Source organism: Sphingobium sp. JAI105 (assembly GCF_015752145.1).
Classification (GTDB): domain Bacteria; phylum Pseudomonadota; class Alphaproteobacteria; order Sphingomonadales; family Sphingomonadaceae; genus Sphingobium; species Sphingobium xenophagum.
The window spans coordinates 1,172,893-1,192,040 of record NZ_JADOUC010000002.1 but is presented as its reverse complement, the minus strand read 5'-3'; the positions used below and the strand labels follow the sequence as shown (position 1 = coordinate 1,192,040).

The window sequence follows — 19,148 nt, the reverse complement described above, 5'->3', positions numbered from 1 at the left end:
TCAGCATGGCCCCTCCAGCCGGGGATTGCCGGAACCGACGGGCCTGTCCTGCGCAGTGATCGCAGCAATCAGGCCATCGGCCAGCCATTGCCCCAGCCACTGGCCGACAAGCGCTATGCCCCGATCTTCGCCAAGCTGGACCGTCACCTTTCGACAGGCCGCGCCGAAGGGCAGGCCGCCGCGCAGGTCGAGCAACGTCTGCAACTCCATGGCGTCGATGGTCCTGACGCGACATTGTTCGTCCTGACGCCATAACAGCGCTGTTTCAGGCGTTCCCAGATATTGGGACGCTGGCGGCTCTTCCCCGGCAACCAAAGCGGACCAGATGGCAAAGGCATTCGTCTTGAGGTCAACAAGGTCGATTGATCTCTGGAACGTCAACAAGGCGCACTCCCAGTCAAGGTCGTGCAGATGATCCAGCGCGACCGCCGGGCCGTCCGCCGAGATGAACAATTCTTCCAGCCCCAGTTCCAGGCAGGCGATTTCCGCGATTTCCGGATCGTGCGGGTGGAGCCTTGCCAGCGTCGCGGGGAAATCATGTGCATAGGCGTCGAGCGTCCAGCTGCTTGGCGGCACATCGTCGATATGATGCGCGGCGGCATGCAGAAACCTCTCCTCGCCAATCCAGGCACGGGTTCGCGCGAAGCTGCCTTCAATGCAGGTGACGAGCTGGGACCGGTAATTATTCTGATAGACGGCAAAGCCAGCCTCGCTGGACGACTGGATACGCGCGGCCGCAGCCATGTCGGCGCACACGAGCCAGTCGCGCATGTCGCGCTGAAGTGCGAGAAGGCTCATGCCGCTGCCCTCACTGCGCCAGCGGCGATCGTCCGTGCGGTGCCCAGTTCCGCGAGTAGATCCCCCAAAGGCGGCAAGTCATCGTCTCGCTCGATCATCGTCGCCACGGGGCCAAGACGTGGCAGGATATGGGCGTAAAGGTCCCATACCGACGGGGGGACAGGCCGATCATGCGTGTCGATCAGCAGATGTTCGCCCTGGCTGTGGCCGGCAAGATGGACCTGACGCACATGATCATGCGGGACGCCATCCAGATAGGTGATTGGATCGAAGCCGTGATTGCTGGCGCTGACAAAGACGTTGTTGACGTCCAGCAGCAGGCCACAGCCCGTTCGTGCGCACACCCTGTTCAGAAATTCCCACTCGGTCATGTCGGCTGACGCGAAGTCGAGATAGGATGACGGGTTCTCGATCAACATGGCGCGGCCCAGCGCGTCCTGCGCCCGATGAATGTTCGCGCAGACAATATCGAGCGCTTCCGTCGTATAGGGCAGGGGCAGGAGGTCGTGGGAATTGAACCCCTCGATCCGCGACCAGCTCAGATGATCAGACACGAACAGCGGTTCGATCTCGTCGACGAGTGCGCGCAGGCGGTTAAGATATAAGCCGTCGATGCCATCCGCAGAACCGACCGACATCGACACGCCGTGCAGCGCGACCGGATAGCGGGCGCGAATGTCGCGCAATATCCGCCGGGGTCGACCACCATCGACCATGAAATTTTCGGAGATCACCTCCAGAAAATCAACGGCGACATGGCGATCGAGAAAGTCGGCATAGTGCGGCGTGCGCAGGCCAAGGCCGAAGCCGGAGAAGGACGGGATCATCAGGACGCTCCCTGCTGCAAGGGAACCCGGCGCTGACGGGAGCGCCGGGCTTTCGAATGTTATTGGGGTTCGGTCAGGCTGCCGCCAGCAGCCTTGCATGCCTTGACGGTCATGGCCTTGAAGCCGTGGCCCTTGCAGACATTCTGCCCCTTGCATTCGTTGCTGGCCGTCTTGCAATCGGACGTGCCCTTGCAACTGTTGATGCCATAGCAATGCACGACCTTCGTATCGGCGCTATCCTTCGCGATGGCCGGGGCAGCGGCGGCAGCCACGATCGCGATGGAGGCAGCGGAAGCGGCGATGCCAAGGCCAGTGTTGAGAGTGAACATGAGGGATTCTCCAAAAAGCAGGTTGCGCCACGATGGCTCCTGTCTTTCGGTCCCGCCGGTCGACTGGTTACAGCAGCGAACGAAATTCCTGCTGGAACGCTGTGTCGCCTCACCAGCGCAGCAGCCTTGGCCCCACCAGCATGCCGAGCAGTGTCGCCAACATGATGCCGAGCGAATACCAGGTCAGAACGAAAATGGCCGACACTTCGGGGCAGTGTAGGCAATAGACGGTCGCCGCAAATGCGCCGGCTGAAAGGCCCGCCGCCGCCCCGGCCGCCCTGAGCCGCGTAGGGGCGAGCCTGCGGAAGGACCAGAGCAATCCCGCAAAGATCGGCGCGGAAAGCGACAGGACCATCCATGGACAGCTTTTCCAGCTATCGCCCAGCCACATCGCCAGCCATTGGGACGACGGGGTCCGCGCCAGTTCGAGAAAGCCTATGCCCGCCAGCAGGACGACCGGGATCACGAGCAGCCACAGGCCACGCAGCCGACCGCTATCGGGCCGGGCGAGTTGCGCGGTTGTCATCAATGCGGCGACCGCCAGGGAAAAGGTATAGCCCCATTTCATCCAGAAGGATGTGCCCTGCATCGCCGTGCCCAGATCCGGCCGCATCCCAAGCGCGATCAGGATCAATATGGCCGATCCTATTCCTCCGGCGGCCATGCCGATCGCCAGCCTTCGCGCGACGCTATTGCGACCGACCGGGCGCGTTTCCTTGGCCAGATGCCTGACCAGATCGTCCGTGTTCATCGCAGCACCCCCTGTACCCGACCCATCAGCGCCTTCAGTCCGCGATGTACCGAAACCTTTACGTCCGATTCCCCTATACCCTCCGCGCTTGCCGCCTCGGCGACGCTCAGTCCCTCGATCCGCGTGGCGCGGATCGCCCGCGCCTGCTTGTCAGGCAGCCCTTGCAACAGGTCGTCCACATCCAGCCGGGCGATGCTGCTCGCCTCGAAATCCGCAGCGGTCAGCCATTCATCGTAATCCTCGATCGGCCGCAGACGGCCGACGCGGCGCAGGTGATCGATCATTTTGTATCGCGCGACCGCGTACAGCCAGGCGGTGAATGGGCGCTCTCGGTCGTAGGTGGCGCGGCGGGTATGAACGGCAATAAGGGTTTCCTGCACCATATCCTCGACATCGTCGTCAGCGCCGCGAAGCCGACGCCGATAGAAGCCCCGCAGCAGCGGAACAAGCAGGCGCAGCAATGCTTCATGGGCCTTGGCGTCGCCATTCAGCCCATCGATCATCAACGCACGCAGATGCTCCTCTGTGGTCTGCATTCTGTCTCCTCATTCGCATGTTCGGAGGAAGTCGTGGCCAGGTTACAGCTTTGCGCGAAAAATTTTCGCACGAAATGTCTGTAACCGGATTTGCGCCTGTCACGAACTTGCCGACGTGACACGGGCTTTCCCCAGCCTCCTCCCCGGTCACCGCGCGGTCCGGCCTGTCCGGACCGCGTGAAGAGGCCTAGGATCAAAGAGGACATCATGATGCGTACCACCCATGCCGCGCTCGCCGCGAGCATCGCCATCGCTTCGGCAGCCGCACTTGCCATGCCTGCCCATGCCCAGGAAAAGCCGAAGATGGAAAAATGCTACGGCGTCTCGCTCGCCGGCAAGAACGACTGTGCTGCGGGCCCCGGCACCAGCTGCGCGGGCACGTCCAAGGTCAACTATCAGGGCAACGCCTGGAAGCTGGTTAAGGCAGGCACCTGCACATCGATCAAGACGCCCAAGGGTAACGGATCGCTGACGCCCAAAGCCTGACCGAAGCGGCCGGGGCGTGCCTTCGTCCCGGCCCTGCTGGAGATGATCGATGCTTGTGCCAATCCATGATCGTTGCACTCGGCGCATCGCTGCGATGTTGCCGGATGCATTGCTGTTATTCGTCGCCCGTATGGCCATCGCGTCCATATTCTTCCTGTCCGGACGCACGAAGGTAGAGGGTATCCTGACTATCACGGACGGCACATATGAGCTGTTTCGTACCGAATATGCGCTGCCGCTGGTGCCGCCGGACATCGCCGCGACCATGGCCACCGGGGCGGAACATCTTTTCCCCATCCTGCTCGTGCTGGGGCTGGGCACGCGCTTTTCAGCGCTGGCTCTCCTTATGATGACGTTGGTCATCCAGATTTTCGTCTATCCCGACGCCTGGCCGACGCATCTTAGCTGGATCGCCATCCTGCTGCCCCTCATCGCGCGCGGCGGAGGCGCCTGGTCAGCCGATGCGCTGCTGCGCCGAAAGTCGGATCGCTGAGTTAAGGCCGAAAAAATGCCGGCAGGATCGAATGATCCGCCGGCATTTTTTCATATTATAACCGTCCGATCATTCCGCCGCCGGAGCGCTGGCGGGCGGGGATGTGATCGGACCGCCCTTCACCGCAGGCGCACCTTTCAGATAATGGGCCAGCCAGCCCTGCACCTCGCGATAGAATTGGCGGCTATCCTCCGGCTTGGTGATCCAGTGCCATGCATCCGGGAAGATCAGCAGGCGGCTTGGCACCTGCATCCGTTGCAGCGTCGACCAGGTTTCCAGTGTGTTCGACATCGGCACGCGATAGTCCCTTTCGCCTGCGGTCAGCAGCATCGGGGTCTTCCAGTCCTTGCCATATGTGATCGGGCTCTGGTCGCGCCAGACCTTGCTGTCGCCCCAGGGCGGGCCGCCGCTCGCCACTTCGCGCCCATAGTTGAAATCGCTGGTGCCCCATTGGGTCAGCAGATCGACTTCACCGGCATGACTGACGATACATTTGTACCGGGTGGTCGTGGCTTCCATCCAGTTGGCGAGATGCCCGCCATAGCTCGCGCCGCCGATACAGGCATTGGTGGTATCGATGAAGCCGTACCGCTTGCCGGCCTCATCCACGGCCTGATTGATTTCGTTGGCCGGGCCGCGCAACGGGTCCAGCTTGATGGCGCGGGCAAAGGCTTCGCCATAGCCTGTCGATCCGGTATAATCGGTCAGCAGCACAACATAACCGGCGCTGGCCAGAAGATGGTAGTTCCAGCGCAAACCAATCTGATCAGCGTTGGACGATGCCGGACCGCCATGCATCAGCACCATCAGCGGATATTTTTTCGTCGCGTCGAATGCGGGCGGCGTGACGATCATATTGTGGATACGCCGTCCCCTGTCGCTGGAGAACCAGAAATGCTGGGGGCTGGACCAGTCGATCGTTTCGGCAAGCGCCGTGTTGACGTTGGTCAGATTGCGATGACGCCCGCTTTTGGGGTCGATGCGGACAATCTCCGCCGGGTTCACCGCGCTGCCATAGCTTGCAATCAACTCGGTCGATTTGGCATCGGACGGAATGTCTATGGCGGTATAGCCGCCGACCTTGGCCGCGATCGCCAGTTCGGGTTTTCCACCGGCAACCGGCACGCGATAGACATGCTCCAGACCTGCGTCAGGCACGGTCAGAAACAAGGTCCGGCTGTCAGGCGTCACGGCGTAGCCATCCACTTCGCGATCAAACGCGCCGGTCAGCAGCGTTGCAGCGCCGCCAGCGGGCCACGCAACGCGATGTAGTCGGGCCAGATCATATACTTCATCGCCCTGGCTGTTGAATTTGACGATCAGATTTTTGCCGTCGGGTGTGAATTTGGGATCGCCATATTCGCCCAGGACCGGCGTGGCCAATGTCGGTTCGCCACCGTCCGCGGACATGCGGTACAGGCCGTAATTGACCCGTGCATGGGCTGCATCCCACCGCTGCGTCGTGGCGATGAACAGGATTTCCTGTCCATTGGGACTCCATATGGGTGACAGGCTCGCGCCGCCATCATTGCGCGGGGAGCCGCCAAATCCCTCCATTTTCGCCAGTTGCGTCGAGGAGATGATGTCGCGCGCTGCCGCGCCCTGGGTTAGCGGCTGGACCCACAGGCTGGGGCGGCGATCGTCCAGCCATTCGTTCCAGTAGCGGATCGGGAAATGTTCATAGACGCGCATGGAAAATTTGCGCGCCTTGCGCTCATCGGCTGCCTTCTTGTTGGTCGCAGCGTCGACTGCGCCGGGATAGACCATGCTTTCAAACAGGATCGCCTGCCCGTCGGGTCGCCATTGCGGTCTGGCCGCACCCGTCGGCACGTCCGTCGCGCGCCGGGCTTCGCCACCCGCCAGGTCGAGAATGTAGATCTGCGCGACATCATCGCCTTCGCGCTTGGTGGAAAAGGCGATGCGGCGGCTGTCGGGCGCCCAGGCCGGATCACTCTCTCCCGCCTTGCTCGACGTTATCCTGCGCGGAGCCGCGCTGCCGTCGGTCGGCACGATCCACAGGTCGCTGACGGATTCATCCTTCGCATAGGATGGTTCGCGCAGGGAATAGATGACCCATTTGCCGTCCGGGCTGGTCAGCGGCGCACCGACCGACTTCATCATCCACAGCGTCTCATGCGTCAGCACCTGCTTGGGCTGTGCGAACGCTGGTGTGGCGCTCAGCCCAGCGACCATCGCCGCGGACACCAGAAAATGTGCGATCTTTCCCATAGTCAATCCTGTTCCAAGACGGCGGCGCAGCAGTTGTGGGCCGCGCTGCCTCATTCTATCGAAGCTGCCCGAACCGGCAGCGATAACATAGGCATATGCGTCACCTTCACGGCGGACGGAAGAAGGAAGTCGATCCATTCGCCGCTTGAGCGGCGATCGCCCGAACACGCATAGTTGCGGGATACGGGCAATGGTCCGCGAAGGTAGCGCGCTTCCTTGGGCCCGGTTGCTTTGGAGCCAGGTCAAATTTCCGGCAGGGCTTGCGCTGCAAATCCCCAGCCTTTGAGGTCTTTGCTCCTCTTCAGCAGGGTGTCGGGATCATCGATGGAGAAGGGATGGGCGTCCTTCATCCTGTCCAGTTCTTCCCAGTCGATCGGTATGGCGACAGGCGCGCCGGGGCGGGCGCGGGCGGAATAGGGGAGGATGGCCGTGCTGCCACGCTGGTTTCGCAACCAGTCTATGAAGATGCGGCCCTTTCGCTTCGCCTTGCTCATTGTCGCGGTGAAGCGGTCAGGCTCGGCGGCGCTCAGAGCCTGGGCGAAGCGGGACGCGAAATCCTTGTGCGTGTCCCAGTTGTGACCGGGCGTCAGCGGGACGACGACATGCACGCCCTTGCCACCCGACAGCATCGCGAAGGAGACAAGCCCGATGTCAGCGAGATGATCGCGTATATCCCTGGCCGCTCGCTTCACCTTGTCAAAGTCCAGCCCTTCGTCCGGGTCGAGGTCGAAGATCATGCGGTCGGGCTTCTCCACATCGTCGGTTCTGCTGGCCCAGCCGTGAAATTCAATCGTCCCCATCTGGACGCAGGCCAGCAGGCCGTCCGCACTGTCGACATAGATATAATCTTCCGACCCGCCGTTTTTCTCGCGAATGGGCATCTGTCGGACTTCCTGTCCGAAGGCGCCGCTGTCATGCTTCTGGAAGAAGCATTTTTTCGCTCGCCCTTGTGGACAGCGGACCAGACTGATGGGCCGGTTGGCGGAGAAAGGCAGCATGAGCGGCGCTATGCGGGAATAATAATCCGCCAGTTCCCCCTTGGTCTGGCCGGTTTCGGGGAAGATGACCCGATCGCGGCTGCTGATGTCGATCGCGCTCTTCGGCACAGGGGCAGGCGCGGGCTTTTCCGGTTTCACCGTCTTTGCTGGCTTATCGGCACGCAGACCCAGGAAGCTGCCATGACGGACGCGACCATCGGCAGTGAATTCGGCGAAGGCGATTTCGGCAACCAGCTTCGGCTTTATCCAGCTTACGCCGCGCGTCTCCGCGCGGGGCACGTCGACCGGGGCCGTGTCGGTTGCCAAGCGGGCCATTGCCTTGTCCAGTTCGTCCATCGCCTGACTATCGAAGCCGGTCCCGACCTTGCCCTTGTAGACCAGCTTTTGCCCCTCATGCTGGGCGAGCAGCAGGGACGCGAAAGGACGTCCCCTGGCATTGCTTCTGGTCCATCCGACAAGGACGAACTCCTGGCGCCGGGTGCATTTGACCTTCACCCAGCTGCGGGTTCGGGAACTGCGATATGGCGCGTCGGCGCGCTTGGAGATGATGCCTTCCTGCCCGGCCTCGCAAAGCGATCGGAACAAGGTTTCTCCGGCCCCCAGAACATGATCGGAGACATGGATGGGCGATTCCGCCTGATGCAGCAGCGCTTCCAGCCGCTCCTTGCGCTCGATGGTGGGCAGCCCCTTGAGGTCTTGCCCATCGAGCGAAAGCAGATCGAAGGCGAACAGGTGCAGCGGCTGTGCCCCATCCTCCTGCCCATGCCCGCGCTTGAGCGTCTGCTGCAATGTCGAGAAATCGGGATTGCCATTGCCGTCCAGCGCCACCACTTCGCCGTCTATCAGGCACGGCGGCAGGTCCAGCGCGGCGATCGCACCCATGAGCGGCGCGAATTTTTCGGTCCAGTCCAGGCCGTTGCGCGTAAACAGCTTCACTTTCTGTCCGGCTGCGGCAATTAGCGCGCGATAGCCATCATATTTGATTTCGTGCAGCCAATCGTTCCCGGTCGGCACGGCATCCACCAACGTGGCGAGTTGTGGCTTCACGAAGCGGGGCAGGGCCGTGGCGCGCGTTTTCCGCCTGTCGCTTATTTTGGCGGTATGATCCTTCGCTGCCGCCATCTTCGCAGCGAAGCCTTTGCCACGCGCCCCGGCAAGGGATTGTTCGCCAGCCTTGTCAGCCTCAATCTCCGCCATCGATCGGCCCGTCACTATGCTGGTGAGCGCACGTTCGACCAGCGCATCGCCCGACCCGGCCTCCTCGTCGTCAATCTTGCGCAACAGCCAGTTTTCGCGCTTCTCCTTGGGACGCCCTTTCATCCGCACCAACAGCCACTCGCCCTTCATCCGCTCCCCATGCAAAATGAAATGCAGGTGCCCATCCTCTATATCGGCAGCGCTCTTTCCTGCGATCGGTTCCCAGGTGCCGCGATCCCACAACATTACCGTGCCGCCGCCATATTCGCCCTTGGGGATCAAGCCTTCGAACGTGCCATAGTCAAGCGGGTGATCCTCCGTCCGCACCGCCAGCCTTTTGTCGGCGGGGTCGATGCTTGGCCCTCGCGTTACCGCCCAGCTTTTGAGCACCCCGTCCATTTCCAGCCGGAAATCCCAATGCAGGCGGGTCGCGGCATGTTTCTGCACGACGAAGCTGTTGCCCCCTGTTTTTGCCACCTTGCCCCTGGGTTCGCGCGTGCGGTCGAAATCCCGCTTGGCATTGTAAGTGGAAAGGGCATTCTTCCTGGCCATCATTTCGTCCGATCCAGAGGATCGAGCCAGCGGCGTTCGACAAAGCCCAGGACGGTCAGCATGATGATCGCCACGATCGTCGCGCTGACGACCAGCGGCCAGAGCGCCGCGCCGCAGGCGATGCCAATGACCGCCGCCAGCCAGATATGCGCTGCGGTGGTCAGGTTGCGGACCTCGCCCTTGCTGAATACGATCAGCCCGGCCGCAATGATGGCAGTAAAGGCAGCCGCTGCCTCGAACACGCGCAGCGGGTCGATATTGCCCCCGTCTTGCAACTGGAGATGCAAGGCGATGGCGCACACGGTCATTAGCGCCGCGGTAAAGCAGATAAGGCCGTGGGTCCGCATGCCCGCTGCATGGCCACGCAATTCCCGGTCCATGCCCAGCAGCAGGCCCAGCACCGCCGCAGCACCCAGCCTTAGCAGCACGGGGCCATCGATCAGATGCAGGGGGGTGACGGGGTTCAGTTCCATCACGCGCTCTTGCGTTTTGACGCTGCGGCTTTTTTGGGCTTGGCCTTGGCGACCGCGCTTTTTGTGGTCGCGCTCTTGCCCGATCCAGCGGATTTTTTCAGTGCGGCCATCAGGTCGATGACATTGCCTGCCTTGGCCCCGACCGGTTCATCGTCGACATCCTCGATGATCCGCTTGCCCTTCGCCTTCTTTTTCTTGTCGATCAGGCGGTGAAGCGCATCGACATAGCGGTCATGAAACTCCTCCGGCTCGAACGGGGCTGTGCGCTTGTCGATGATGCTGACGGCCAGGTCCAGCATTTCCGGATCAGCCTCATCACCAGGGAGTCCGCGAAAATAGCTCTGGGCCTTGTTGACTTCATCGGCATAGCGCAGCACTTCCAGCACCAACCCGCGTCCGCAGGGCTTGAGCGACACCAATTGTTCGCGCCCACGGACGGATAACTGCCCCAGGCCGACTTTCTTCGTCTGCCGCAGCGCATCGCGCAGCACGGCATAGGCTTCCTCCGCCAGATCGTCGGCGGGGACCACGAAATAGGGCTTTTCATAGTAAAGCACATCAATCGCATCGGCGTCGACAAATTGAACGAGGTCCAGCGTCTTGCGACTCTCGATCTTCACCGACTCAATCTCTTCCTGATCCAAAAGGACGTAATTGCCCCTGGAAATCTCATATCCCTTGAAGATTTCGTCGCGATCGACCGGACCGATGCCGCTGACCACCTTGTCGTAATGGATCGGCTTGCCGCTGGGTTCGTGGATCTGGCGGAATGATATGGCCGGTCCAGACTTGGTGGCAGGATAGACTTCGACCGGAATCGAAACCAGCGCCAGCTTGATTTGACCCTGCCAATATGCGCGTGCGGGCATGCATTACCTCCGCGCTATCAGCGTATGGCCGCAAGGTTGGTTCCACCGCCGCACTGGCAAGCCGGGGCAAGCAAGTCCCCCGGATCGGCAAGCGGCCTGATCGTCAGCCTCTATTCAAATAGCCCGCTATTTTCGGAAACGAAAAGCAGCGAAAAAGAGCGAAGAAAAACTATGTCGTCATCCCGTCAGAGAGATGCGGCTATTCCGGGAGGGAATTATCTTGCGCACCAGTCATCTGAGCCTGCTCATCTCCACCAGCCTTGCCGCCGCGTTCGCAGTTCCCGCTTCGGCGCAGGATCAGTCGGCGGCTAATGCGGTCTTGAGCGATCCCAACGAGATCATCGTCACTGCCCAAAAGCGGGCACAGAGCGTGCAGGACGTTCCCATCTCGATCACTGCGGTCGCCGGCTCTTCGCTCGGCACGCTACAGATGCGCAGCGGCACCGAAATCGCCCGACAGACACCCAATCTCTCGGTCAGCGTGCTGGGCAATGAGGACCAGCCCAAATTCTCGGTCCGCGGCATCGCCCAGTCGGCATTCGATCTTAACGCTTCCTCGCCCACTGGCATTTTCTACGACGAAGTGTTCGTCCGCGCTTCCTTCCTCGGTGGCGCGCAGCTGTTCGATATGGACCGGGTAGAGGTACTGCGCGGTCCCCAGGGCACGTTGTTCGGCAAGGAAACCGTGGGTGGCGCCGTCAGCTATATCACCCGGGCGCCGCAATTCGATAATTCGGGCTTCATTTCGGCCGAGCTTGGCAATTATAGCTATGTTGGCCTGCAGGGCGCGGCCAATACCCAACTTGTCGAAGATCGTCTCGCCTTGCGCGTCTCCTTCAACACCAGCGACAGCGACGGTTTCGTCAAGAATCTGTTGCCGGGAGGACGTGACAAGTCGAACTTTAACAAGGTCGCGATCCGCACCGCGCTTAAATACAGGGATGATGCGGGGTTCGACGCGACCCTGCGCTACAGTTTTACCCGTAGCGCACCCGAAGCCGTCGGCACCAACGTCACGGGATATCTGCCAGGCAATACCAATGCATTCGGATTTGACCCGCGCCGTGACCCCAATACCGGCGAACTGCTCGGCCCGCGCGAGGGCTATTATGATCGGGACGGTCGCATCCGGGTACGCGGCGACGGCGTCAGCCTCACGCTCAACAAGGATCTGGGCAATGTCGCGCTGACGTCCATCTCCTCCTACCTTAAGGGCTATTTCCTTAACGAAGTCGACGGTGACGGCAGTGCCGCCAATCTGTTGGCTCTGGATTTCGAGGCAAGGACAAAGGAGTATTCACAAGATCTTCGCCTTGCGACGCAGTTTGACGGACCATTCAACCTGATCGGGGGCCTTTATTATTTCCGCGATACGCTCGACAACATGTTCCATGTGTCGCAGTTCGATGGAGGCTTCGACGCGCGGCAAACCTATCGTCAAACGCGGACCTCCTATGCCGCATATATGGACGGTAGCTTCGACTTCTCGCCGACATTCAGTCTCTATGGCGGTGTCCGAGTGACGCATGACAAGGCGAAAATGCGCAATTTCCAGTCGGTCGTGAACATTCCAGGTCTTGGCATCCCGACGACCAATGTCGATTATACCGAGACCCAGCCCAGCGGCCGGTTGGGCCTGCGCTACAAGGCATCGTCCGATTTCATGGCGTTCGTCCAATATGCGCGGGGTTATCGCAGTGGCGGCTTTAACGGGGGTGCGGTTGTGTTCCCAGGTGACCTGACGACCGCCAAGCCCGAATTTCTCGACGCCTATGAAGCCGGGATCAAGAGCCGGTTGTTCGACCGGCGCGTGACATTGAACCTGTCTGCATTCCACTATCAGTTCAAGGACCAGCAGTTCATCGATTCGATTTCGGTGATCAACCAGGCGCTGGTCAATGCGGGCAAATCCCGGATCAATGGCATAGAGGCGGAAATCACTGCCAGTATCACGCCACAGTTGCGGCTATCGACCGGACTTGGATTGCTCGACGCGAAATATACGAGCCTGATACTCAACGGCACGGACCTTGCCGGCAATCGCATGATCGAAGCGCCCAAATTCTCGATAAGCGCCGCCGCAGACTACAGGATTCCACTCAGCGCTTCTGCCGAACTGACGCTCCATGGCGACATGGTCCACAAAAGCTCTCAGTTCTTCACGGCCTATAACGACAAGGTCTTTCCCTTCAGCCTCGGCCGTACGCCGGGATTCGAAGAATATAATGCGCGGATCGGCGTTTCCTTTGACGACGGGCAATATGAAGTCGGGCTGTGGGGCAAGAACCTGAGCGGAAACGACACGCTGGTTGGCGTCGGTATCGAAACGAACACCTTCCTGCGGTTCGGGACTGTCCCCTATCCGCGCCGCTACGGCATCGATTTTCAGGCGAAATTCTGATGATGCCGTACAGGGCCAATCCGGGGCTGCTTGTTGCCCTGATCGCCAGTCTCGTCGCCATTGCCGGGCTCTTCCTCGCTTCGGCGATCCAGACCGGCGACGGCGTGACTGTTTCGGAGGTTCATTTCCGGGGCGCAAGTGGCGCGCAAATGCGAGCATTGCTGTTCCGGCCGCGCGCAGCGACAAGTGCGAAGCCCGCACCTGCCATCCTTGCAGTCCATGGTTATCTCAACAGCGCGGAGATGCAGGCCAACTTCGCGACGGAGTATGCCCGCAGAGGCTATGTCGTGCTGGCGCCCGACCAGCGCGGACATGGCGGCAGCGACCCCGTCGCCTTCGCCGATGGTTTTGGCGGCCCGGACGCGCTCGCCTATCTTCACAGCCTGCCTTTCGTCGATCGCCGCAATATCGGGCTTGAGGGACACAGTATGGGCGGGTGGACTGTGCTCAGCGCGGCCAAAGCGATGCCCAACGGCTATCGTTCGCTCGTACTGGAAGGCTCAAGCGTAGGGGCGCCCTTCGCGCCAGAGGGCACACGGGCTTTCCCGAAAAACCTGCTGGTCGTTTTCGGGACGCGCGACGAATTTGGCGGCTTCATGTGGGGGCCTGAATCGCCACTGGCAACCGGCGCGGTCAAGAAGCTGCGCGACCTGTTCGGCAGTACCGAACCGGTCGTGCCGGGACGCCTCTACGGTCGGATCGCAGATGGCAACGCCCGCATGCTGCTGACGCCCGCCGTGACCCATGCATGGTTGCACCAGTCGTCCGCCGGGATCACCCCTGCGCTCGACTGGTTCGGTCGCACATTGAACGGGGGCAGGGCGCTTGACGTCAGGGATCAGGTCTGGCCGTGGCGGGAGGCGGGTAATTTCGTGGCGCTCATGGCAGTGCCCCTGCTGATCGCCGGATTGATCGCGGCTTCGGCAACCTTTTTCGCCACAAGGTCCGCGCCCAAGCAGAATCCGGCCCCGCCGCCATCGGTGGCCCGGCCGATCGCCAAACTTGTCGCCATAGCGCTTCTTCCAGCCTTGCTGTTCATTCCGGCATGCATGGCAACCGAAGCCCTGCTTGGCCAGAACGCCCTTTTCCGGCAGACCTTCACAAACCAGTTTGCGGGTTGGGCGCTGCTCAGCGCTTTGCTCTCCCTATTCATGCTGCGGCGCAAGGCCGGGGGTCTGGGCATGCGTGAGGTGCCGCGTGCATTGGCGCTTGCCGCGCTCATTCTGTTGCCCGCTTACCTGCTGGTGCTGGGGGCGGACCAGCTGCTTCACGTCAATCCTTCCTGGTGGTTCATCACCATCCGTCCGATCTCGCTGGAGCGGGCGCGCGATTTCCTTCTTTATGCGCCCTTCTTCGTGATGAGCTGTCTCTGCTCGCTGCAACTGGTACAGGCCGTCTCGCCGCTTGATGTCGGCAGCATGGGCGGCGCGGTGGCCCGTGCCATGGCTGCGCTGGCTGGCGGGTTCGTCCTTTTCCTCGTTGCCCAATATGGCGTGCTGGCGGCCACGGGTCACCTGCTTCTGCCTGGAGAGGGACTGCGCGTGATTTCGGCGATCGGCTTTGCGGTATTTCTGGCTTTTGTCGGCTTGTTCGGTGCCGTGTCGCAGCGCAGCCGTGGTTCGGTCGTGCCGGGCGCCCTTGTGTCGGGACTATTCGTCACCTGGCTTCTCGTCGCCACCCAACCGATCGGAGTGTGACATGAGGCGCTTTGTTGCGGCTCTCGCCGCCTCCATGCTCCTGACCGATGTAACGGAAGCGGCGGCGCCATCCGCCGACACGCCGCAACTGCGGTTCGTTTTCGAGGAACGCGTTGATCTGGGGCCGAGCGAGCCGGCCGGCGAAGGGCCGCATGGCACCGGGAACAGAATCGCTCTGCTGGGTGGCACCGTCAGCGGTCCGGCTTTGAGCGGGACAGTCGTTCCCGGCGGGGCAGACTGGCAACTGATCCGCAAGGATGGATGTACGGAGGTTGTCGCCGATTATTTCATCCGCACGCATGACGAGGCTCTGATCCATGTACGCAACCTGGGCCTTGCCTGCGCGGCAGACGGCCAGCGTATCGCTTATGAACGGGCGAACCCCGTTTTCACCGCTCCGCTCGGCAACCATGAATGGCTTAACAAGTCGGTATTCACCTCAACGATAGAGCCGGTAGTGCTTGGCGGCCAGCTTCGCCAAGTCATCGTGCGCTTCTATGAAGTCCTTTGACCAAAGCGCCGCATCCGTCGCGTTTGGCCTCCACGACGATTATGTCTATGCGGGATGGCATGGTTCAACGACCCAAATCAGACGAAAACGCCTCACGCGACCTGGCGGCAGTGCGGCAAGTGCGGCTGGTCGAGCATCTTGGTGGCGCCGGGCATGCCAAGGTGGAGGATCTGGCGCAGTTGTTGGGCGTAACGCCACAGACGATCCGCGGAGACCTACGCCAGCTGGACGAGCAGGGCGCCGTTTCACGCGTGCGGGGCGGAGCCATGCTGCGATCGCGGCTCGACAATATCGGCTATCATTCGCGTCAGGCCATGGCAGCCGACGCGAAAGGCCGGATTGGCAAAGCCGCAGCAAATCTGGTGCCGGATGGCGTGTCGCTCTTCATCAATATCGGCACCACGGTGGAAGCGGTTGCGACCTTCCTGGCCCAGCGCCAACGGTTGATGGTCGTCACCAACAACCTCAATGTCGCCGAAATACTTGCCGATGCACGGGGCATAGAGGTCATCGTGGCGGGTGGTCGGCTGCGGGCCGAGGACCGCGCTGTTGTTGGTCCGCTCACGGTCGATTTCCTCGGCGCTTTCAAGGTGGATTATGCGGTGATCGGTGCCAGCGCGCTCGATGCGGATGGCAATCTGCTCGATTTCGACATAGACGAGATCAAGGTTTCGCAATCGATCGTCGCGCATGCCCGCCATGTTGTCCTTGTTGCGGATTCCTCGAAGCTTTCTCGCCACGCGCCGGTGCGCTTCGCGACGATGAACGATGTCGATACCTTCGTAACCGACCGGATCACCGATCCGCGCCTTGCACAAATCTGTGCCGAAATGGGCGTTCGGGTTATAGCGACAGACCCGGCGTGATCAGCATGCCGTATCAGGAGCCATGCCCTGTACCGCGCCGCAGCCTTGCAACGCCGCCCATTATGGCCGTTCGGGACATGATTTGATGCCAGATTCAGCGATAAATCCGAACATGCCCCCAGCCAACCCTCCACACGGCATGCCTGCGATGTACGACATTCTGGTCATTGGCGCTGGCATCAATGGCGCGGGGATCGCGCGCGATGCTGCGGGACGAGGCCTGCGCGTCCTTGTCATGGAGGCAGGGGATATAGCCCGCGGTACCTCTTCGGCATCGACCAAGCTCATTCATGGCGGTCTGCGCTATCTTGAGCATTTCGAATTTGCGCTGGTACGGGAATCGCTGGCGGAGCGAGAACGCCTGTGGAAGATCGCCCCGCACGTGGTTCGACCGATGCGCTTCGTGTTGCCGCACCGTTCGGGCCTGCGCCCGCGATGGCTGCTAAGGCTTGGTCTGTTCCTCTATGACCATATTGGCGGCCGCCGAAAGCTACCGCCGACCAGTACGCTTGACCTGCGGACACATGAGGCTGGAAAGCCGCTGAAACATGGTTTCCGCACGGCCTTTGCCTATTCGGATTGCTGGGTCGACGATGCCCGCATGGTTGTGCTTAACCTGCGCGATGCGGCTGATCGAGGGGCAACCGTCCTGCCGCATACGCCTGTTGTCGGTCTTGAGCGGGCGCAGGGCGTCTGGCGCATCCGCGCAGGCGATGGCACGCAATATGCGGCGCGCGCCGTGGTGAACGCCGGGGGGCCGGCTGTGCTTGACGTGCTTGACCTCGCCGGCCAGCGTGGGAGCCATCGCATGCGACTGGTTCGCGGTTCGCACATCGTCGTATCCCGCTTGTTCGACCATGATTTTTCCTATTTCTTCCAGCTCCCCGACGGACGCATCTTCTTTGCCATTCCCTACGAGCAGGATTTCACCATGATCGGCACGACCGATGCCGACCACAGCGGTTCACTGACCGACATCAAGCCCGATGCCGCCGAGATCGCCTATCTCTGCGAGGGCGCGAACGGCTATTTCCGCAAGCAGATCACGCCCGCCGACATAGTGTGGAGCTTTGCTGGCGTTCGCCCGCTGATCGATGACGGATCGGGCCGGCCGGAAGCGGCGACGCGCGGTTATCGGCTCGATCTGTCGGAGGCGATCGATGGCGCGCCTTTGCTCAGCGTGTTCGGTGGCAAGCTTACCACCTACCGCCATCTCGCGCAGTCGGTGATCGACCTCCTGGCCAGTCGGATATCGGAACTCGCAGGCCCCGGCTGGACCGACAGCGTGGCCCTTCCCGGCGGCGACTTCCCGATGGATGGGGCTGCCACTCTAGTGGACGAACTCATCGCGCAATATCCCTTCCTCCAGCGCGGCTGGGCGGAGCGGCTCGTCGCCTCTTATGGCACGCGCGCCTGGCTCGTGCTGGGCGACGCGCAGGGTTTGCAGGATTGCGGCATTCACTTTGGCCATGGCCTGACCGCATGCGAGGTCGATTATCTGATCGCGCAGGAATGGGCGCGAAAGGCTGACGACATACTCTGGCGGCGCAGCAAGCTGGGCCTGCATCTTTCCGCCGCGCAGGTGGCAAGCCTGGAATCCTACCTGAGCACCAAAATGGGAGCGTCATGATGAAGGCGGTGCTGGCAATCGATCAGGGCACGACGTCGACCCGCGCACTGATTGTGGGCCAAGATGGCGCAATCGTAGCGCGATCGCAGGTCGAATTGCACCAATCCTATCCCCGGACCGGCTGGGTGGAGCATGATCCGGAGACGATCTGGCGCGATGTGGTGGCAACCGCGCGGCAGGCTCTTTCGCAGGCCACAGAAGGTGGAACTGACGTTGTCGCCATCGGGATCACCAACCAGCGGGAAACCTTTGTGGTGTGGGACCGGGAGACCGGCAGGGCCGTTCATCCCGCGATCGTCTGGCAGGATCGGCGTGGCGCGGCTTTATGCGAACGCCTGATCGGGGAAGGCGTGGAAACGGAAGTATCGGCGCGCAGCGGCCTTCTGCTTGATTCCTACTTCTCGGCCAGCAAACTGGCCTGGCTTCTCGATACCATGCCGGGTTTGCGGGGCGACGCAGAGGCGGGCAAATTGGCCTTCGGGACGATCGACACCTATTTGTTGTGGCGGCTGACGGATGGCCGCGTTCACGCAACCGATCCCAGCAACGCCGCGCGCACCCTGCTCTTCGATATTGAGCGGATGGATTGGTCGGACGAACTTTGCGCTTTGTTCGGCTTATCCCGTGCCATGTTGCCACAAGTGATGGACAATGACGCCCTGTTCGGCACCGTCGACGCAGCCGTCCTGGGACAGGCGTTGCCGATTACGGGCATGGCTGGCGACCAGCAGGCCGCGCTGATCGGGCAGGGATGTCTGAAAGCCGGTCAGGTCAAGATCACTTATGGCACCGGCGCCTTCGGCCTGATGCACACTGGCGACACGATCAGCCGATCGCGTCATCGCCTCCTTTCTACCGTCGCCTACCGTGTCGGGGGACAGACCTGCTACGCGCTGGAAGGGTCCATATTCGTGGCAGGGGCGGGCGTGCAATGGCTGCGCGACCGGCTCGGCATCATCGCCTCGGCCGCTGAAACCGAAACACTTGCCCGCACTATTCCGGATAATGGCGGGGTCTATCTTGTCCCTGCGTTCGCGGGGCTGGGTACACCGCATTGGGACTCGCAGGCCCGCGCTGTCCTGTGCGGTATGACTTTGGGCACGGGCGCGGCGCATGTGGCCAGAGCAATGCTGGAGGCGGTCGCGTATCAGAGCGAAGAACTGATCGGCACGATGCGCGAAGATACCGGGCTTTGTGCCGATCTGATCCGGATCGATGGCGGCATGGCGCATAACGCGTGGCTCTGCCAATTTCTGGCCGATGTGCTGGCAACGCCGGTCCGGCGCCCGGACAATGTCGAATCCACAGCGCTTGGCGCGGCCTTTCTTGCTGGCACGGCAGCAGGAATTTGGCCGTCGCTGGCCGACACGCCATCTTCTTCAAACAGGGATGCGGTGTTCGAACCGGCTCTGGCAGCCGCCGAACGCGCGCGGCTGATTGCGGGGTGGCGTGACGCGGTGGCCAGGACCAGGCACCGTACGAACGTGGAATGAGCAGGCTCCGGC

General features: G+C 61.6%; 17 protein-coding genes. 8 read left to right on the top strand and 9 right to left on the bottom strand.

Annotated elements, in window-relative coordinates:
- The 5 genes from IWY39_RS22825 to IWY39_RS22805 form a co-directional block, all read right to left on the bottom strand.
- On the bottom strand, positions 1 to 798 hold the full coding sequence (locus tag IWY39_RS22825) for an HvfC/BufC N-terminal domain-containing protein (RefSeq protein ID WP_107124776.1): 798 nt from the start codon (positions 796 to 798) through the stop codon (positions 1 to 3).
- Positions 795 to 1,625 (bottom strand): MNIO family bufferin maturase, encoded by an 831-nt coding sequence (gene bufB / locus IWY39_RS22820; protein WP_107124777.1) that lies wholly within the window; start codon positions 1,623 to 1,625, stop codon positions 795 to 797. Before bufB ends, IWY39_RS22825 begins: the two co-directional genes overlap by 4 nt.
- 59 nt (positions 1,626 to 1,684) lie before the next feature.
- A complete protein-coding gene (gene bufA2 / locus IWY39_RS22815) occupies positions 1,685 to 1,954 on the bottom strand; it encodes a BufA2 family periplasmic bufferin-type metallophore (protein WP_107124778.1) in 270 nt (89 codons plus the stop codon).
- 109 nt (positions 1,955 to 2,063) lie between these two features.
- Complete coding sequence (locus IWY39_RS22810) at positions 2,064 to 2,705, bottom strand: DUF1109 domain-containing protein (protein ID WP_107124779.1); 642 nt, start codon at positions 2,703 to 2,705, stop codon at positions 2,064 to 2,066.
- Positions 2,702 to 3,241 carry a sigma-70 family RNA polymerase sigma factor gene (locus IWY39_RS22805; RefSeq protein ID WP_107124780.1) on the bottom strand — a complete coding sequence of 180 codons (540 nt, stop codon included), beginning with the start codon at positions 3,239 to 3,241 and terminating at the stop codon, positions 2,702 to 2,704. The genes IWY39_RS22810 and IWY39_RS22805 overlap by 4 nt, the downstream gene beginning before the upstream one ends.
- 210 nt (positions 3,242 to 3,451) lie before the next feature.
- On the opposite strand from IWY39_RS22805, the gene IWY39_RS22800 reads away from it, so the two are divergent.
- Both IWY39_RS22800 and IWY39_RS22795 read left to right on the top strand, forming a co-directional pair.
- Positions 3,452 to 3,727, top strand: a complete 276-nt coding sequence (locus IWY39_RS22800) for a BufA1 family periplasmic bufferin-type metallophore (RefSeq protein WP_019052323.1) — start codon at positions 3,452 to 3,454, stop codon at positions 3,725 to 3,727.
- 49 nt (positions 3,728 to 3,776) lie between these two features.
- Positions 3,777 to 4,220 carry a DoxX family protein gene (locus IWY39_RS22795; RefSeq protein WP_107124781.1) on the top strand — a complete coding sequence of 148 codons (444 nt, stop codon included), beginning with the start codon at positions 3,777 to 3,779 and terminating at the stop codon, positions 4,218 to 4,220.
- 69 nt (positions 4,221 to 4,289) lie between these two features.
- On the opposite strand, the gene IWY39_RS22790 is transcribed toward IWY39_RS22795, so the two are convergent.
- The 4 genes from IWY39_RS22790 to ku form a co-directional block, all read right to left on the bottom strand.
- On the bottom strand, positions 4,290 to 6,449 hold the full coding sequence (locus tag IWY39_RS22790) for a dipeptidyl-peptidase 5 (protein ID WP_107124782.1): 2,160 nt from the start codon (positions 6,447 to 6,449) through the stop codon (positions 4,290 to 4,292).
- Positions 6,450 to 6,691: 242 nt separating this feature from the next.
- Entirely contained in the window at positions 6,692 to 9,199 is a 2,508-nt protein-coding gene (gene ligD, locus IWY39_RS22785; RefSeq protein ID WP_409994382.1) for a DNA ligase D, read from the bottom strand.
- The gene (locus IWY39_RS22780) at positions 9,196 to 9,669 is read right to left on the bottom strand and encodes an MgtC/SapB family protein (RefSeq protein WP_107124783.1); all 474 of its coding nucleotides are present in this window, start codon (positions 9,667 to 9,669) and stop codon (positions 9,196 to 9,198) included. The genes ligD and IWY39_RS22780 overlap by 4 nt, the downstream gene beginning before the upstream one ends.
- Positions 9,669 to 10,538, bottom strand: coding sequence for a non-homologous end joining protein Ku (ku, locus tag IWY39_RS22775; protein ID WP_196871721.1), 870 nt, complete (start codon positions 10,536 to 10,538; stop codon positions 9,669 to 9,671). Before ku ends, IWY39_RS22780 begins: the two co-directional genes overlap by 1 nt.
- A gap of 220 nt (positions 10,539 to 10,758) precedes the next feature.
- Between ku and IWY39_RS22770 the strand changes: the two genes are divergently transcribed.
- From IWY39_RS22770 to glpK, 6 genes are all read left to right on the top strand, one after another.
- On the top strand, positions 10,759 to 12,939 hold the full coding sequence (locus IWY39_RS22770) for a TonB-dependent receptor (RefSeq protein ID WP_107124896.1): 2,181 nt from the start codon (positions 10,759 to 10,761) through the stop codon (positions 12,937 to 12,939).
- Positions 12,939 to 14,636, top strand: a complete 1,698-nt coding sequence (locus tag IWY39_RS22765; protein ID WP_107124785.1) for an alpha/beta hydrolase family protein — start codon at positions 12,939 to 12,941, stop codon at positions 14,634 to 14,636. The genes IWY39_RS22770 and IWY39_RS22765 overlap by 1 nt, the downstream gene beginning before the upstream one ends.
- Position 14,637: 1 nt before the next feature.
- The gene (locus IWY39_RS22760) at positions 14,638 to 15,147 is read left to right on the top strand and encodes a DUF3237 family protein (protein ID WP_229380640.1); all 510 of its coding nucleotides are present in this window, start codon (positions 14,638 to 14,640) and stop codon (positions 15,145 to 15,147) included.
- The gene (locus IWY39_RS22755) at positions 15,144 to 16,013 is read left to right on the top strand and encodes a DeoR/GlpR family DNA-binding transcription regulator (protein WP_107124786.1); all 870 of its coding nucleotides are present in this window, start codon (positions 15,144 to 15,146) and stop codon (positions 16,011 to 16,013) included. The genes IWY39_RS22760 and IWY39_RS22755 overlap by 4 nt, the downstream gene beginning before the upstream one ends.
- A 139-nt stretch (positions 16,014 to 16,152) precedes the next feature.
- The gene (locus tag IWY39_RS22750; RefSeq protein WP_107124787.1) at positions 16,153 to 17,643 is read left to right on the top strand and encodes a glycerol-3-phosphate dehydrogenase; all 1,491 of its coding nucleotides are present in this window, start codon (positions 16,153 to 16,155) and stop codon (positions 17,641 to 17,643) included.
- Positions 17,643 to 19,136 carry a glycerol kinase GlpK gene (gene glpK / locus IWY39_RS22745; RefSeq protein WP_107124788.1) on the top strand — a complete coding sequence of 498 codons (1,494 nt, stop codon included), beginning with the start codon at positions 17,643 to 17,645 and terminating at the stop codon, positions 19,134 to 19,136. Before IWY39_RS22750 ends, glpK begins: the two co-directional genes overlap by 1 nt.
- Positions 19,137 to 19,148: the final 12 nt, after the last annotated feature.

What these genes read in the sequence shown, in the direction of transcription:
- ligD (WP_409994382.1), bottom strand. Translation starts at nt 9,199, where the DNA reads ATGATGGCCAGGAAGAATGCCCTTTCCACTTACAATGCCAAGCGGGAT.
- IWY39_RS22810 (WP_107124779.1), bottom strand. Translation starts at nt 2,705, where the DNA reads ATGAACACGGACGATCTGGTCAGGCATCTGGCCAAGGAAACGCGCCCG.
- bufB (WP_107124777.1), bottom strand. Translation starts at nt 1,625, where the DNA reads ATGATCCCGTCCTTCTCCGGCTTCGGCCTTGGCCTGCGCACGCCGCAC.
- IWY39_RS22805 (WP_107124780.1), bottom strand. Translation starts at nt 3,241, where the DNA reads ATGCAGACCACAGAGGAGCATCTGCGTGCGTTGATGATCGATGGGCTG.
- bufA2 (WP_107124778.1), bottom strand. Translation starts at nt 1,954, where the DNA reads ATGTTCACTCTCAACACTGGCCTTGGCATCGCCGCTTCCGCTGCCTCC.
- IWY39_RS22825 (WP_107124776.1), bottom strand. Translation starts at nt 798, where the DNA reads ATGAGCCTTCTCGCACTTCAGCGCGACATGCGCGACTGGCTCGTGTGC.
- IWY39_RS22750 (WP_107124787.1), top strand. Translation starts at nt 16,153, where the DNA reads ATGCCTGCGATGTACGACATTCTGGTCATTGGCGCTGGCATCAATGGC.
- IWY39_RS22800 (WP_019052323.1), top strand. Translation starts at nt 3,452, where the DNA reads ATGCGTACCACCCATGCCGCGCTCGCCGCGAGCATCGCCATCGCTTCG.
- IWY39_RS22765 (WP_107124785.1), top strand. Translation starts at nt 12,939, where the DNA reads ATGATGCCGTACAGGGCCAATCCGGGGCTGCTTGTTGCCCTGATCGCC.
- glpK (WP_107124788.1), top strand. Translation starts at nt 17,643, where the DNA reads ATGAAGGCGGTGCTGGCAATCGATCAGGGCACGACGTCGACCCGCGCA.
- IWY39_RS22790 (WP_107124782.1), bottom strand. Translation starts at nt 6,449, where the DNA reads ATGGGAAAGATCGCACATTTTCTGGTGTCCGCGGCGATGGTCGCTGGG.
- ku (WP_196871721.1), bottom strand. Translation starts at nt 10,538, where the DNA reads ATGCCCGCACGCGCATATTGGCAGGGTCAAATCAAGCTGGCGCTGGTT.
- IWY39_RS22795 (WP_107124781.1), top strand. Translation starts at nt 3,777, where the DNA reads ATGCTTGTGCCAATCCATGATCGTTGCACTCGGCGCATCGCTGCGATG.
- IWY39_RS22760 (WP_229380640.1), top strand. Translation starts at nt 14,638, where the DNA reads ATGAGGCGCTTTGTTGCGGCTCTCGCCGCCTCCATGCTCCTGACCGAT.
- IWY39_RS22780 (WP_107124783.1), bottom strand. Translation starts at nt 9,669, where the DNA reads ATGGAACTGAACCCCGTCACCCCCCTGCATCTGATCGATGGCCCCGTG.